This window comes from Thermasporomyces composti, from assembly GCF_003386795.1.
GTDB lineage: Bacteria > Actinomycetota > Actinomycetes > Propionibacteriales > Actinopolymorphaceae > Thermasporomyces > Thermasporomyces composti.
The window spans coordinates 3,764,115-3,778,876 of record NZ_QTUC01000001.1; the positions used below are offsets into that span (position 1 = coordinate 3,764,115).

At 69.8% G+C, this 14,762-nt stretch carries 13 protein-coding genes; 6 read left to right on the forward strand and 7 right to left on the reverse strand.

Annotation, left to right across the window (positions count from 1 at the left end; all coding sequences use genetic code 11):
* The first annotated feature begins 88 nt into the window (after positions 1 to 88).
* The gene (locus DFJ64_RS16385; protein WP_115851237.1) at positions 89 to 1,696 is read left to right on the forward strand and encodes an alkaline phosphatase D family protein; all 1,608 of its coding nucleotides are present in this window, start codon (positions 89 to 91) and stop codon (positions 1,694 to 1,696) included.
* A 72-nt stretch (positions 1,697 to 1,768) separates the two neighbouring features.
* On the opposite strand, the gene eno is transcribed toward DFJ64_RS16385, so the two are convergent.
* Positions 1,769 to 3,076 carry a phosphopyruvate hydratase gene (eno, locus tag DFJ64_RS16390; RefSeq protein ID WP_115851238.1) on the reverse strand — a complete coding sequence of 436 codons (1,308 nt, stop codon included), beginning with the start codon at positions 3,074 to 3,076 and terminating at the stop codon, positions 1,769 to 1,771.
* A gap of 224 nt (positions 3,077 to 3,300) precedes the next feature.
* On the opposite strand from eno, the gene DFJ64_RS16395 reads away from it, so the two are divergent.
* The 5 genes from DFJ64_RS16395 to DFJ64_RS16415 all read left to right on the forward strand — a co-directional run bounded on the left by DFJ64_RS16395 (position 3,301) and on the right by DFJ64_RS16415 (position 8,736).
* Positions 3,301 to 3,885 (forward strand): TIGR03086 family metal-binding protein, encoded by a 585-nt coding sequence (locus tag DFJ64_RS16395; RefSeq protein WP_115851239.1) that lies wholly within the window; start codon positions 3,301 to 3,303, stop codon positions 3,883 to 3,885.
* Between the two features lie 161 nt (positions 3,886 to 4,046).
* On the forward strand, positions 4,047 to 5,420 hold the full coding sequence (locus DFJ64_RS16400; protein WP_147304740.1) for a hypothetical protein: 1,374 nt from the start codon (positions 4,047 to 4,049) through the stop codon (positions 5,418 to 5,420).
* Between the two features lie 106 nt (positions 5,421 to 5,526).
* Positions 5,527 to 6,048 carry a hypothetical protein gene (locus DFJ64_RS16405; protein WP_115851241.1) on the forward strand — a complete coding sequence of 174 codons (522 nt, stop codon included), beginning with the start codon at positions 5,527 to 5,529 and terminating at the stop codon, positions 6,046 to 6,048.
* Entirely contained in the window at positions 6,048 to 6,857 is an 810-nt protein-coding gene (locus DFJ64_RS16410) for a hypothetical protein (protein ID WP_115851242.1), read from the forward strand. The genes DFJ64_RS16405 and DFJ64_RS16410 overlap by 1 nt, the downstream gene beginning before the upstream one ends.
* A 148-nt stretch (positions 6,858 to 7,005) precedes the next feature.
* Positions 7,006 to 8,736 carry an alpha amylase family protein gene (locus tag DFJ64_RS16415; RefSeq protein WP_115851243.1) on the forward strand — a complete coding sequence of 577 codons (1,731 nt, stop codon included), beginning with the start codon at positions 7,006 to 7,008 and terminating at the stop codon, positions 8,734 to 8,736.
* Between the two features lie 25 nt (positions 8,737 to 8,761).
* Here the strand turns inward: DFJ64_RS16415 and DFJ64_RS16420 are convergent, their stop codons facing one another.
* The 6 genes from DFJ64_RS16420 to DFJ64_RS16445 form a co-directional block, all read right to left on the reverse strand.
* On the reverse strand, positions 8,762 to 9,544 hold the full coding sequence (locus tag DFJ64_RS16420; protein ID WP_115851244.1) for an SDR family NAD(P)-dependent oxidoreductase: 783 nt from the start codon (positions 9,542 to 9,544) through the stop codon (positions 8,762 to 8,764).
* Positions 9,545 to 9,663: 119 nt separating this feature from the next.
* Positions 9,664 to 10,887 carry a M20 family metallopeptidase gene (locus DFJ64_RS16425; RefSeq protein WP_115851245.1) on the reverse strand — a complete coding sequence of 408 codons (1,224 nt, stop codon included), beginning with the start codon at positions 10,885 to 10,887 and terminating at the stop codon, positions 9,664 to 9,666.
* On the reverse strand, positions 10,884 to 11,897 hold the full coding sequence (locus tag DFJ64_RS16430; RefSeq protein ID WP_211310640.1) for an ABC transporter ATP-binding protein: 1,014 nt from the start codon (positions 11,895 to 11,897) through the stop codon (positions 10,884 to 10,886). Before DFJ64_RS16430 ends, DFJ64_RS16425 begins: the two co-directional genes overlap by 4 nt.
* On the reverse strand, positions 11,890 to 12,894 hold the full coding sequence (locus DFJ64_RS16435) for an ABC transporter ATP-binding protein (protein WP_245941179.1): 1,005 nt from the start codon (positions 12,892 to 12,894) through the stop codon (positions 11,890 to 11,892). The genes DFJ64_RS16430 and DFJ64_RS16435 overlap by 8 nt, the downstream gene beginning before the upstream one ends.
* Entirely contained in the window at positions 12,891 to 13,766 is an 876-nt protein-coding gene (locus DFJ64_RS16440; protein ID WP_115851246.1) for an ABC transporter permease, read from the reverse strand. Before DFJ64_RS16440 ends, DFJ64_RS16435 begins: the two co-directional genes overlap by 4 nt.
* Positions 13,763 to 14,719, reverse strand: coding sequence for an ABC transporter permease (locus tag DFJ64_RS16445; protein ID WP_425452195.1), 957 nt, complete (start codon positions 14,717 to 14,719; stop codon positions 13,763 to 13,765). The genes DFJ64_RS16440 and DFJ64_RS16445 overlap by 4 nt, the downstream gene beginning before the upstream one ends.
* Positions 14,720 to 14,762: the final 43 nt, after the last annotated feature.

Sequence of the window (14,762 nt, forward strand, 5' to 3'; positions counted from 1 at the left end):
CGAAGGCGAGCGTTTGCGGTCACAGTGCTGGTCGACGGCCACGATGCGCTGTCAGGATGAGACGTTCTCGATCACGAGGGGGTGTGTGATGGCACGTCGAGGAACACTCGCGCTGGGCAGGCATCTCGCTCGCCGTCGGCTGTTGCAGCTGGGGGTCCTGACCGCGGCCGCGGCGTCTCTCACCACGGAGGCGTGGTCCAGTACCTCGACGACCGCCGCCCCACGGTTCAGCGAGTACCCCTTCAGCCTGGGTGTCGCTTCCGGTGACCCGGCACCCGACGGCATGGTGCTGTGGACGAGGCTGGCGCCCGAGCCGCTCGCCGAGGACGGTCTCGGTGGGATGCCGAACCGCCCCGTGCCTGTGCAGTTCGAAGTCGCCGAGGACGACAACTTCCGCCGCGTGGTGCGACGAGGCACGGTCGTGGCGCGGCCGGAGCTGGCGCACTCGGTGCACGTGGAACTCCACGGCCTTCGCCCAGGGCGGGAGTATTTCTACCGCTTCCGAGTCGGGCGTGTGGAGAGTCCCGTCGGCCGCACGAGGACCCTTCCCCCCACGGGAGCGCCGGTCGGGATGCTCACCCTCGCGTTCGCGTCGTGCCAACGCTGGTCGGAGGGCTTCTACACCGCGTACCGGCACATGGCCGAGGAGGACGTCGACCTGGTGTTCCACCTCGGCGACTACATCTACGAGGACCCCATCAACCCCACGAGCAATGCTCGCCAGCAGACGGTGCCGGACTACTTCCAGGTCGAGGCGATCACGCTCCCGCGCTATCGCACCCAGTACGCGCTCTACAAGATGGACCCCGACCTGCAGGCGGCGCACGCCGCGCACCCGTGGGTTGTCACGATCGACGACCACGACGTCGACGACAGCTGGGCGGCCGACGTGCCGAAGGAGAACTCGCCGACGCCCACGCGGGAGGAGTGGCTAGCCCGCCGCGCCGCGGCGTTCCAGGCGTTCTACGAGCACCAGCCGGTCCGGTTGGTGTCGAAGCCGAGCGGGCCGGACATGCAGCTCTACCGGCGGTTCGCCTATGGGGACCTCGCCGAGTTCAGCGTGCTCGACACCCGGCAGTTCCGCTCCGACCAGGCGTGCGGCGACGGCCGCGTGATCGGCTGTGAGGACCGGCTCGACCCGACGCGCACCATGCTCGGGGAGGAGCAGGAGCGGTGGCTGCTGGACGGTCTGGCCCGCTCGCGGGCCCAGTGGAATGTGCTCGCTCAGCAGGTCTTCTTCTGCCAGCGGGACTTCGAGGAGGGTCCCGAGCAGCGCTTCGGCATGGACGAGTGGAGCGGATACGAGCCGGCCCGGGCGAGGGTGATCGAGGGCTTCCGACGCACCTCGAACCCCGTGGTCCTTACCGGCGACGTCCACGTTCACGCCGCGGCCGAGGTCAAGAGCGACTTCAACGACCCGACCTCCGAGACGTTGGCCGTGGAGTTCGCCACCACGTCGATCTCGTCCGGCGGCGACGGCGCGGACGTCACACCGGCGACGCTCATCCGGCTGAAGGAGAACCCGCACCTGAAGTTCGAGAACCAGCAACGCGGCTACGCCGTGTGCACGGTGACGCGCCGGTCCTGGCGGACCGACTTCAAGATCCTCCCGTACGTCGTCACGCCAGGAGCTCCCATCTCGGTGCGCGCCAGCTACGTCACCGAGGCGGGCCGTCCTGGGCTGCAGGAGGCGTGACCGGGCGTCGAGTGCGAGGCCGGCGGGCTGGTCTGGTTGGCCGGAACGGTCGCGTGGTGCGCGACGCGGCCGCTACGGGCGGCGGCCGCCGAGCGCCTGCCGGCTCGCGAACGTCGCGCGGTCGCCCAGCTCGGCCGCGATCCGCAGCAGTCGGTTCCACTTCGCCGTGCGCTCGGACCGGGTCAGCGAGCCCACCTTGATCTGGCCGGCTCGCCAGCCGATCGCGAGGTCGGCCAGGTAGGAGTCCTCGGTGTCACCGGATCGGGCGCTCACCACGCAGGCGTACCCCGACTCCAACGCGCGCTGGACCACCCGCTGAGCACGGCTGACGGTGCCGGTCTGGTTGGGCTTGACGAGGATCGCGTTCCCCGCGCCTCGCCCGATGCCCTCGTCGAGGCGGGACAGGTGGGTCGCGAACAGGTCGTCCCCCAGCAGCTGCACGTGAGGAAGCCGCCTGGTCAGCTCCACCCACCCGGCCCAGTCGTCCTCGCTGAGGACGTCCTCCAGCGACACCACGGGAAACTCGTGGCACCAGCGGGTGACCTCGTCGAGCCACTCGTCGCGGCTCACCTCCCGGTCTTCGATCGCGAGCCGGTACCGCCCGTTCGGAAGGGCGAACTGGCTGGCTGCCAGGTCGACAGCGAGGGCCACGTCGGTTCCAGGCCGGAGACCCGCTCGCTCGATCGCCCGCGTCACCAGGTCCAACGCGGCCGCGTTCGTGGGCAGGTGAGCGGCGAGTCCGCCTTCGTCCGCGACGAGGCTGGCCTGTTCGCCCTGCTGCTCGAGCAGCTCGCCGGTCGCCGTGCGCACCCGCCAGACCCACTCGATCGCCTGGGCCGTCTCGGTCGCCCCGACGGGGACCGCGAGCACGTCTTGGATGTCCAGCAGCCGGCCGGCGTGCGCACCGCCCGAGACGATGTTGACCATCGGTAGCGGGAGCAGCGGCGGGAGACCCGAGTCGTCGAGGTAGCGGTAGAGGGGGAGGCCGGCGTCGTCCGCGGCCGCGAGCAAGGTCGCGAGCGACACCGCCAGGACGGCGTTGCCGCCGAGCCGGGACAGGTTCGCCGTCCCGTCGGCGTCGACGAGCGCGGCGTCGACCGTCTCCTGCTCGTGCGCGTCCAGGCCATGGACCGCGGGCGCGAGTACGTCGACCACGGCGCGGACGGCCTGCCGCACCCCGAACCCGCCATACGGCTCGCCGCCGTCCCGCCGCTCGTGCACCTCGTACGTGCCGGTCGACGCTCCCGAGGGCACGACCACCTCGCCACGGGCGCCGCTCCGCAGCGTCACCTCGCATCCCACGGTGGGGCGGCCCCGCGAGTCCAAAGCCTCCCACGCGAACACCCCGCTGATCTGGGAGGTCGAGGTCGCTGACGCCATGGTTTCCGCTCCTCTGCTCGTCCGGCGGCCACGAGTCGATCGGCGCCGCAGTGTCGCCGGCGTGATCGTACGGGCCTTGGGATCCACGGGGTCCGGCTGTCACGACGCGCGCCAGCCCGCGCCCCGTCGCGACCAGTGGCGGTGTCGCGACGGGGCTGGAGGGAAAGGGCGTGGCCGGTGGGAAAGGCCGATGGGGAAGGAAAGCCGATGGGAAGGAAAGAGGCATGCTGGATCTGCGACCCGCGACCGACGTCCTCGCCCGCCTCGTCCAAGGCGTCCGTGACGCTCAGCTGGGGGAGCCCACCCCCTGTGTGGACATGACAGTAGGCGACCTTCTCGACCACATCGATGGGCTCAGCCTGGCGTTCACCGCGGCGGCGACGAAGGTGCCCCCGGCGGACTGCCCACGAGGGCCGTCCGCGGACGCGTCCCGGCTAGGTGATGACTGGCGTACCCGGATCCCGGTCAGGTTGACTGCCCTGGCGAACGCCTGGCGGGACCAGTCCGCCTGGGAGGGCATGACCGAGGCCGGGGGACTGGAGCTTCCTGGCGAGGTCGCGGGGATCGTCGCCCTCGACGAGGTCGTGGTGCATGGTTGGGATCTCGCGGTCGCGAGCGGCCAGGAGTTCACGTGCGATCGTGAGCTCCTCAACGCGGTCCACCAGTTCGCGCGTCAGACAGTCGCGGAGAACCCGCACGGAACCCCCGGCTTGTTCGGCCCTCCGGTCGCTGTTCCGGACGATGCCCCACTCCTGGACCGTGTGCTGGGGCTCACCGGCCGCGACTCGGCGTGGCGACCTGCTCGCTGAGCGGCTGATGACACGTCTCCGACACGGCCCGTCCGTCGCGCTTCGCATGCCGCAGAAGGACGTCGTGTCTCGCAGGCCTCGAAAAGGGACACAGTATTCTGACCCCGCCTCCGGCCGTCCGAGGCCGGACCAAGCGTGCCGAGAGCTAGGGGATCGCGAGCGTGTCGAAACTGCCGAGCGCCGGCGTCTGCGCTGGTGCATGGTCCAGGCGGGCGGTGCTGACGAGCGGGCTTCTGGCCGCGGGCGGCTTGTTCGTCGCCGGTTGCGAGCGGGAGCGTCCGGTCATCGAGAGTGAGGACTACGTCGACTCCGCAAGCTCGATGCGCAACCGGTTGCGCGACATCCTCGATCGGCAGGCTCAAGCGGTCCTCGACCGTGATGAGGAGGCCTACCTCGCCGACCTGGACCAGTCGAACCAGCAGCTCATCGAGCAGGAGAAGCGCGTCTTCGCCAACCTGCGCCAGTTCGACTTCGCCGACTTCCGCCACATCCTCGACCAGACGAGCGAGGAGAAGCAGGACGACGGGACCACGGTCTTCCGGCCGGTCATCCGCGTCATCAAGCTGACCGCGGACGAGGGCCCGGGCGACGTCGCTCCCGCCGAGATGTTCCTGTATCGGGTCCGCGAGCAGGACGACAAGCTCGTCGTGACCGAGATCGTCGGCGCGACCGAGGACAACCACGAGAGCCTCAACCTCACCGAACCTTTCGCCGAAGCGCCGTGGTACACCGACCGGCTCCGGGTGGTGAACGTCAACGGCAAGGTGTGGTTGGTGGGCGACGAGACCGTCGACGACCTGGACGACTACGCCGCTGTGGCGGAGCGGGAGCTGGCGGTCGTCGAGGACCTGTGGGGTGACCGGACGAAGTTCCCGGGCCATGTGCTCTTCTTCACCCGCGACCGTTCGAACTTCCACGACTGGTTCGGCGTGGGACGGACCGAGACGTTCGACCCCGACGTGCTCGGCCTGCAGATCCCTCTTCTCGGCGTCCGCAAGGACGGCATCCTGTACCGGGACCAGTTCGTCGCCTCCCGAATCGTGGTGAACCTCGCCTCGATCGAGGCGAAGAACACCGAGCCGCGGATCACCATCCGCCACGAGCTGACCCACGCGGTCACCGCGCGGGCGGAGTTGACGGTGGGGTTCACCCGCCCACCGATATGGGCGATCGAGGGCTTCGCCCGCTACAGCGAGACCGTCGGGAACCCGGAACGCGCCAACTGGATCCTCGCGATCGTGGCCGACGGTGTGCGGGCCGGCAAGTTCACCGGGGAGCCTCCCGCCTCGAAGGGCTTCTACGAGGACTCCGGCTTCAACTACTGCCTGGGTGCGTCGGTCTTCATCCTGGCGGAGCGGCTCAAGGGGCGCGACGCGGCGGTCGAGCTGTACGCGTCCATCATCAAGCGTCCCGACCCCTTGGACGTCTCGTTCTTCGACCTGCCGATCTTCGACGGCATCGCCCGACGAGTCCTCGGCATGTCCGGTGACGCCTTCCAGAGCCGGTGGGCCAGCTTCGTCCGATCGGGAGCATGAGATGACCATGACGCCACCCGGGCCGCCCGGAGCCCAACCGCCAGCCTCTCCAGGCTCGTTCGCGCTGACGTCGTCGGGGTCGCCGGACGACGGACGGTCCGGTGGCGTGAGCCGGGCGGTGCTCATCGGGCTCGGCGTCGTCCTCTTCCTCGTCGCCGGTGTCGGCGCGTTCGTCGCGGCGCGCAGCTACCGCCTCGTCCAGCTGTCACAACCGTGCGGCAGCTACCGCTGCATCCCCCAACTCGAGATCGACGCGGTGACGGAGGCCTTGCGCGAGCAAGGGCACACGTGCAAGCAGGAGCACATCCACATCGACTGCGACCTGCGCATCGGCATGGTCCACTTCGAGACCACGCTGAGCGTCGCCGACAACCGCATCCACACGATCTCGAGCTCGATCTTCCGCGCAGACAGCGACCCGATCACGAAGACCGGTCTGGCGTACCTGGGGTGGTTCGCGACGTTGCCCTACCGCGACGACCCGGCGACGTCCGCGGAGATCCAGAAGTGGCTCGCCGAGAGCGTCGAGGCCAACAAGGACACCAAGGCCACCATCGGCGACTACGAGTACGTGCTGACGCATCCAGAGACGTACGAGATCGTGCTGCGCATCGAGGGGAAGTCCTGATGGCCGGTTCGCCGCCACCCCCGCTCTACTCTCCGGACGGGAAGTTCTACTGGGACGGCACCGCGTGGCGGCCCGTGCCGCAGCAGCCTGGCGCGCCGCAGCATCATGGGCCACCGCAGCCCGGTGACCATGCCCAGGCACCGTCTCCTCCAGCCTTCGGACCTCCGCCCGGACAGCCCGGCGGTGGGCCGTGGGCGTTCCCTCCACCACCGGCCGGTGCGCCGTCGACGCGCTCGTCGAGCTCGCCGCGCAAGCGCCTGGTCGGAACACTGGTCGCGGCCATCCTGGCGGGCGCGGCGGTCGGCGGTCAGGTGGGACTGACGGTGACCGAGCCCGAGGGCAGCAAGACCCCACACCCTGTTCCCGCGGCGTTTCCTCGCGGCGACCAGCAGTACCTGCGCGGCGTCACGGTGACGCTCGTCTCCGACTCCTGGCTGGTCAAGGCCAACTCGTGGACGTGCGCTGACGATCCCGACGTGGACGGCCTCTACAGCGGCGCCAAGCGGAAGATGGTGTGCTGGCCTCGCGGCGACGCCGAGGACGACATGGACGTCGCCATCGAGTACGACGAGGAGAACAAGGTCAAGGTGGTCCGGGCCAGGTGCCGCCTGGGCACGGACAATCCCGTGTGCACGAGCCTGTTCGCCAGCATGGCCCACACCCTGCTGAGCTCGCAGAAAGACGTCGCCAGCGAGGGGGAGACGTGGGCCAAGGAGAACGCGGGGAGCGAGGAGATCACGACCATCGGCGGGATTCGCTTCGCGTTCAATCTCGAGCCGAACGGCCTCGAGGCGACGCCCGGGGTCTAGGGGAGCGGGTCTAGCGCAGGGGCACGTCACGCCCGTGCACTGATGTCCATGTCAGGTCGCGTTTGGTCACTACCAATCTCTTTACAAGACGGCTCTCGTTGCATACCAATGGCAGTGCCACCTACGGGACCGACAGCCGGGAGGGTCCATGGGCGAGCGGCCTGCCACGCCACGCGACCAGCTCTCACGATGGACGAGAGCACTCGTCGCCTTCAGCGCCGCCTGCGCGACAGTCGCCGTCTCGATGCCAGCCGCGGCGACGGAACGCACCCCCACGGGGTCAGGCGCAGGCCACGAGCAGATCCTCGAGAACCTCTACGGCCACCCGCATTGGCAGGGGCGGCTGCTGTGGCTCGACCTGGCCGCGAACCGCACCGCGCTGGACACCCGGGAGGAAGTCCGTGACGTCATGCGACGCACGGCGGAGGTCGGCTTCGACTCCGTCGTCGTCGACGTCAAGAACCCCAGCGGGTACGTCGCCTACCAGTCGCGGATCGCGCCGCACCTGTCGACGACGAAGATCCCGGACTACCAGCCCTACCCGGCCGACTACGACCTGCTCCAAACCGTCGTTGAGGAAGGGCATCGCTACGGCCTCGACGTGATCGCCGCCGTCAACGTCTTCAGCGAGGGCTCGACCACCTACCGCGACGGTCCGGCGTACGACAACCCGCACTGGCAGACCACCTACCTCACCGTGACACGGGCGGCCGTCACCGGGGACGGTGCCCGTCGTCGTGTCGACGGCATCGATGTGACGCGCGGCGCCGACATGCTCGTCATCTACACCCCAGAGCACTACAACGTGTCGCCGGCGAACCAGTGGGGTGTGGAGGCCAGCGTCGTCGACGGCAAGGTTGTCGAGGTCGTCGACCGCGTCGACGGGGCGCCACCACTGGCCGTGCCCGACGACGGGTTCGTGCTCTCCGGTCACGGGGAGGCCGCGACCTGGATGCGGGAGAACCTCGTTGAGGGCACCGAGCTGACCGTGGAAGCGGACGTCGACTTCATCCGTGCCCAGGATCATCCATCACCCGCGACGTTCGTCAACCCGAACCTGCCCGAGGTCCAGGACTACGAGCTGGCAATCCTCGAGGAGATCGCCCGGAACTACGACGTCGACGGCATCGCCCTCGATCGCGCCCGGTACTCCAACCTCGACGCGGACTTCTCCCCAAAGAGCCGCGCCGCGTTCGAGGCCTACCTGGGGCGGCCCGTGGAGAACTGGCCCGACGACGTCATGACCTACGAGCTGGAGGGGTTCGCCGCACGCCGGGTCGAGGGCCCGCTGTTCACCCGGTGGATCGAGTGGCGCGCGCACGTCATCCAGGAGTTCTTCCAACGAGCCCGCGACCGCGTCCTGGGCATCGACCCGTCGCTGTACTTCACCGACTACGTAGGTGCCTGGTACCCCCTCTACTACGAGGAGGGCGTGAACTGGGGCAGCCGGAAGCGCCAGCCGGACTACGAGTGGGCGAGCGAGCGGTACGGCGAGACCGGCTACGCCGAGGACCTCGACTTCCTCATGGTGGGGACGTACTTCGAGGACGTCACACGCCAGGACGCCATCGACTCCGGCAGGCCAGCGGACTGGTACTCCGTCGAAGGCTCAGCCGAGATCGCCGTCCAGGAGGTCAACGAGGCGACGTTCGTCTACGCCAGCCTCTACCTGCTGCAGTACCACGACGACCCGGAGCGCTTCCGAGCGGCCATGGAGATGGCGCTCCAGCGCACCCACGGGATCATGCTGTTCGACCTGATCTACCTCGAGCAGTACGACTGGTGGGGAATCGTGCGAGAGGTGTTCGACCAGTTCCCGAGGACGCGGGCGCCACACACCAATCCGGGCTGGCATCGCATGCTGCGCGCGGACGGGTGAGCTGCTCTCGTCCACGCGGCGGCCGTCACGCGGGTGGCTCGAAGCGGCCGTCGATGGCCGTCCAGCCGCCGTCGACGGTGAGGACGCTGCCGGTGACGAAGCTGGCGGCGTCGGACGCGAGGTAGACGACGGCCCCGGCGATCTCGTCCGGACGAGCCCAGCGTCCGAGCGCGCTCTTGGTGGCGTAGGCGGCGTACCACTCCGGATCGGCCTTGATCTGCTGGGTGAGCGGTGTGTCGACCACACCGGGTGCGACGACGTTCACCCGCACCCCGGACGGTCCCAGCTCGGCCGCGGCGGTCCGCACGAGCTGGACCAGGGCAGCCTTGGTCGCCGCGTACACACCTTGGCCGGGCTCGACGGTGAAGGCGCGAATGGAGGAGAAGCCGATGATCGAGCCGGACCCCTTCCGTGCCATCGTGGCCCCGAACGCGCGCACCAGGTGGAAGGCAGCACGCAAGTTCAAGCTGACGACTCGGTCGAACTCCTCCGTGGAGTAGTCGAGCAGCCGCTTGCGGACGTTCACCGCGGGAGTGAAGACCAGCACGTCGGCGGTGTCGTGCTCCCGCGCGACGCGCTCGACGGCGGCCGGGTCCAGTACATCCAGCTGGTACGCCGTGCCCGCGCTCCCCAGCGCGCTCGCCGTCTCCTCCGCCGCGTCGCGGCGCACGTCAGCCGCGACCACCTGGGCGCCGTGGGCGGCCAGCGCGAACGCCGCCTCCCGTCCGATCCCGCTCCCCGCGCCCACGACGACAGCGGTACGTCCGTCCAGACGGAACAGGGTGGCGTACTTCTCCTGCTGCTCCATGGTCGACCCCCATCGCTCGGATCCGCTGGCCACGACACCGCCGACCCGTCGCGTTGCTCGATCGCCCGCGGCGCCGTGGCCAGCGAAGAGGTGACATGGCCGGCGAGTTGGTGAAGACGTCATTGCGCGTTTCCGCGCAGGAAGCGGTCGGCGGCTTCGGCGTAGACCTTGGCGCACTGGACGAGGTCGGCGACCTCGACGTACTCGTCAGCCTGGTGGGCGATCCACTTGCCGCCGGGCCCGTAGACCACGGTGGGAATCCCCGCGTCGCGGGTGAGGATCGTGCCGTCGGTCGCGCCCGGCACACCGCCATACCGGGCGGGCGACCCCACGACCGCCTCGTGTGCCTCCGCGAGCGCGACGACGACCGGCTCGGTCGGCTCGACCTCGACGGGTGGGCGGTCATCGAGGACGGTGACGTGACCCGCGACACCCTCGGGAGCGCCGGCGGCCTGAGCCAGCAACGTGACGGTCCGCACGAGGTCCTGGTGGTCGACACCTGGGATCGTCCGGACGTCGACGTAGACGCTCGCGTCGGAGGGGATCACGTTCACCTGGTTCGCGGAGCCCGCCTCGAGGACCGTCGGGGTGAGGTAGGGGAGGCCGAGCGTCCTGTGCCGGCCGTACTGGTCCTGCAGGTGCTGTTGGTACTCGCTGAGCGAGTCGAGCAGCCGGCCGACGGCGACGATCGGGTTGCGCCCGTGCTGGGGCATGGCACCGTGGGCCATGGCGCCGAGCAAGTCGATCCGCAACCGGATCGCTCCCTTGGCGGCGACGCAGATCTCACCCTGCTCCGGCTCGCAGACGATCGCGGCGTCGATGTCGCGCGCCGCCTCGGAAGCCGCGAAGTGCTTCGCGCCGAGCATCAGGCCTTCCTCGTCGACGAACGCGCAGACCTTGACCCGACCGGGGAACGGACCCGCCAGCTGAAGTGCCCGGACCGCGTGGAGCATCGCCGCTAGTCCGCCCTTCATGTCCGCGGAGCCTCGCCCATAGATGCGTCCGTCCCGCAGCTCGGCGCCGAACGGGTCGACGGTCCAGCGCGTCGGATCGCCCTCGGTCACCACGTCGGTGTGGCCGACGAAGGCGAGCGTCGGCCCGTCTCCGCCGCCGCCCTCCACGACGGCCACGACGTTCGGGCGGCCCGGCGCGACCTCGGTGATCACCGGTTCCCATCCGAAGTCGCGCATGGTGTCCGCGACGAGCGCGGCCGCCTTCGCCTCCGTGTGGCCATGGGCCGGTTCATGGACACTGCGGACGCGTACCAGCGCCCGAGTGAGCTCGATCAGCTTCTCCTCGTCGATGGGGAAGGTGCGTGGCGCCTTGGGGTGAACCTGCGTCACTGCGTCTGGTCCTCCTCGCTGGCTGGGGAATCCATGACCCCTTCGGTCGGTGCGGAGCTTGGTTCGAAGCGAGCGTTGGCGCCGCCGACCGCACCGCGCGCCAGGTCACCGGCGGTCACTCCGGCGAGCGCACGGCGCAGGGTTGGAATGGCGGCGATGAGCCGTCGAGTGTAGGGGTGACGCGGCTGGTCGTGTATCTGCGCGGCGGTTCCGACCTCCACGAGCTCACCGTGGCGGAGGACCGCCACGGTGTCGCAGACGTGGCGAACCACCGACAGTTCGTGGGAGACGAAGACCAGCGTCAGCGCGTACTCCTCGACGAGGTCGGTGAGCAGATTCAGGATCTGCGCCCGGACGGACACATCCAGCGCGCTGACCGGCTCGTCCGCGACGAGGACCTCGGGTCGAGGCGCCAATGCCCGGGCGATGGCGATGCGCTGCCGTTGACCGCCGGAGAACTGGTGCGGGTATCGGTCGGCCGCGTCGGCCGGAAGCCCGACGTCGCTGAGCACCTCGCGCACGCGCGAGGCGGGGTCGGGGTGTCGTTGCGCCACCAGCGGCTCGGCGACGATGTCGCGGACACGCATCCGGGGATCGAGCGAGCTCATCGGGTCCTGGAAGACCACCTGGAGCCGCCGGCGCAGGAAGCGAAGACGACGCTCCGGCTGGCCGGAGATCCGCCGGCCCTCGAACTCGATGGTTCCTGAGGTCGGGTGGTCGAGCGCGCACAGCAGCCGAAGCAACGTCGACTTGCCTGATCCCGACTCTCCTACGATGCCGAAGCGTTGGCCCGGCAGGACGTCGAACGAGACGCCGCGCAGCGCGTGCACCTCACTCGGAGGTCGGAACAGGGAGACGCGCGGCTGCCGGTAGACGCGGTGGACGTCGCGGACGCACAGGATCGGCTCGGCTGGGGGTGGGGAGGGCGAGTCAGACCCCGCGGACCCTCGAGCAGCCGTCGGTGCCGAGCCCGTGAATGTCGCAGTGCGAGAGCGGGTGGCCTCACGCATCCTCGGCTCCTTCCGGATGCCAGCACGCGTAGCCGCCGTCGGCGACGGGTCGCCATGGCGGGAGCTGGGCGCACAGGCCGTCGGCTCTCGGGCAGCGATCCCGGAAGACGCAGCCGTCGGGGAAGCGCCCGGCCGCGGGCACCGTTCCCGGGATGGTCCGCAGCCGTCCGTCGTCCGCCAAGGACTCCAGGTCCGAGGCCTGCAGCAGCCCTCGCGTGTACGGGTGGCGAGGACGGGTGAACACCGTCTCGACCGGGCCGGACTCCACGATCCGCCCGCCGTACATCACCATGACCCGCTCACACACCGTGGCCACCACCGCCAGGTCGTGCGTGATGAACAGCAGCGCGGCGTCGCGTTCGGCGACACCCCGGACGATGAGGTCGAGGATCTGGGCCTGCACGGTGACGTCCAGAGCGGTGGTGGGCTCGTCGCAGATGAGGACGTCCGGGTCGTTGGCCAAGGCGATGGCCAGGAGGACCCGCTGGCGTTGCCCACCGGAGAGCTGGTGGGGGTAGGCCCTGGCCGCGCGGGCCGGGTCGGGCAAGCGAACCTTGGCGAGTAGGTCGACGGCAGCGGCCCGCGCGGCCCGTCGGTTCGGTTGGCTGCCGTGGAGCAGCATCGTCTCGGCGATCTGGTCGCCGACCCGCATGAGCGGGCTCAACGCCGTCATGGGTTCCTGGAAGACCATCGCCATCCGGTTGCCCCGGATGCGCGCCAACCTCCGGTCGCTCGCGCCGATGAGGTTGTGGTCGACTCCGGCCAGCTGGACCAGACCTCGTGCCCACACGCCGTCGGGCAGTAGACCCATGAGTGCCAGGGCGGTGAGCGACTTCCCCGAGCCGGACTCACCGATCAAACCGACACGCTCCCCCGGCTGGAGCGAGAACGACACGTCGTGGACGAGCTCGAGCCGACGTGTGCCGACGTGGAGTCTCCGCACCGTGAGCGCGTTGGTCCGCGAGACGGCGGGCTCGGGTGTCAGGGGCGCGGTCACCGGTGCTCCTCCAGCCGGGGATCGAGGCGGTCGCGCAGGCCGTCGCCGAGCAGGTTGAAACCGAGGACGGCGATCGCGATCGCCAGACCCGAGCACACCGCGAGCCGAGGCGCCTCGTGCAGCAGCTCCTGAGATTCCTGCAGCATCCGGCCCCAGGACGGGGTCGGGGGTCGAGTGCCGAAGCCCAGGAAGGACAGCGCCGCCTCCGCCAGGACCGCGATCGCGAACGAGACCGAGCTTTGGACGATGACGAGGCTCGCGATGTTCGGGAGCACGTGGCGGAGCCCGATCGCGAGTCGGGAGCGGCCCGCCGCGCGTGCTGCCAGGACGTACTCGGTGCTCATGACCTGCAAGGTTCCGCTGCGTGCCAGGCGCGCGAAGGCGGGAATGGTCGCGATGCCGATGGCGACCATGGCGGTCAGCGTGCCCGGACCAAAGACCGCCGCGAACATGATCGCCAACAGGAGGGCGGGGAAGGCCAGCAGCAGGTCGTTGAGGCGCATGACGAGCTGGCCGACCCAGCGCGGGCCCATGCCCGCCAGGATGCCGAGCGGTGTTCCGAGGAGTGCTGCCACGCCCACGGCGACGACTCCGACGACGATGGTCGTTCGCGCGCCGACCAGGAGCTGGCTGAACACGTCACGGCCGAACTTGTCGGTGCCCAGCAGGTGGTCGGTGCTCGGACCGGCGAGTCGGGCCGCCGGATCGATGCGGGTGGGGTCGTATGGCGTCCAGAGGAAGGACACCAGGGCCGCGCCGACGACGACAGCGACGAGAACGCCGCCGACGACGAGGCTCGGGTTCCACGCTCGCCGCGTGGGCGCCCGGGCGACGGCCCCGAGCGCGCTCTCGACGCGGTCGCTGACGCTCATGCCACCGCCCTCCCGATACGTGGGTCGAGCACGGTGTAGAGGACGTCGACGACGAAGTTGACCAGCAGGACGGCGAGGACGAGCACCATGACGACCCCTTGTACGAGGAGCAGGTCACGGTTGGCCACCCCGTCCAACAGCAAGCTCCCGAGCCCTGGGATGACGAAGACTCGTTCGATGACGACGGCACCGATGAGCAGGGTGGTCAGTTGCAACGCCAGGACCGTGACGACCGGGATGGCGGCGTTGCGCAACCCATGCCTGCGCAGCGCGCCCGACAGGGTGAGACCCTTGGCACGCGCCGTGCGCAGGTAGTCCTCCCGCAGCACGTCGAGGATCGCCGAACGGACGTAGCGGGTGAGCACCGCTCCCTGGACCAGGCCGAGTGCCAGCGCGGGCAGGATGAGCCGCTGGAGGAACCCCAGGGGGTCCACGGCCGGCGGAACCCAGCCGCCGGACGGGAGAAGTCTCCAGCGCACGGCGAAGAGCGCCACGAGCAGGATGCCGGCGAGGAAGTTCGGGATGGCGACGCCCACCTGGCTCAGTCCGGACAGCAGTATTCCGCTCAGGCGGCGGTGACGAACGGCGGCCAGGATGCCGAGCGGCACGGCCACCACAACCGCGACGACCATGGCCGATCCGACCAGCCACAAGGTGACCAGCAGCCGGTCCGCGATCTGCGGACCGATCGGTGCGCGGGTGACGTAGGAGACGCCGAAGTCCCCCGTCACCAGGCCGCCCACCCAGTCGAGGTACTGGACGAGCAGGGGACGGTCCGTGCCGAACTCCGCCCGCAGGGCCGCGATCGCCTCGGGCGTCGCGTTGACGCCGAGCGCCACCCGAGCTGGATCCCCCGGGAGGACAGCCATGAAGAGGAAGACCGCGATCGACGCGAGCAGGAGGGTGAGCACGAGCGCCAGTGTCCGGTGCACGATGTGGAGGAACACAGGCACATCACCTCGCGCTGCTCACGCCGTCGGACGCGTCGCCTGTGTG

Excerpts from the sequence above, each read along its gene's own strand:
- DFJ64_RS16385 (WP_115851237.1), top strand. The coding sequence starts at position 89 with ATGGCACGTCGAGGAACACTCGCGCTGGGCAGGCATCTCGCTCGCCGT.
- eno (WP_115851238.1), bottom strand. The coding sequence starts at position 3,076 with ATGGCGTCAGCGACCTCGACCTCCCAGATCAGCGGGGTGTTCGCGTGG.
- DFJ64_RS16395 (WP_115851239.1), top strand. The coding sequence starts at position 3,301 with ATGCTGGATCTGCGACCCGCGACCGACGTCCTCGCCCGCCTCGTCCAA.
- DFJ64_RS16410 (WP_115851242.1), top strand. The coding sequence starts at position 6,048 with ATGGCCGGTTCGCCGCCACCCCCGCTCTACTCTCCGGACGGGAAGTTC.
- DFJ64_RS16415 (WP_115851243.1), top strand. The coding sequence starts at position 7,006 with ATGGGCGAGCGGCCTGCCACGCCACGCGACCAGCTCTCACGATGGACG.
- DFJ64_RS16420 (WP_115851244.1), bottom strand. The coding sequence starts at position 9,544 with ATGGAGCAGCAGGAGAAGTACGCCACCCTGTTCCGTCTGGACGGACGT.
- DFJ64_RS16430 (WP_211310640.1), bottom strand. The coding sequence starts at position 11,897 with ATGCGTGAGGCCACCCGCTCTCGCACTGCGACATTCACGGGCTCGGCA.
- DFJ64_RS16440 (WP_115851246.1), bottom strand. The coding sequence starts at position 13,766 with ATGAGCGTCAGCGACCGCGTCGAGAGCGCGCTCGGGGCCGTCGCCCGG.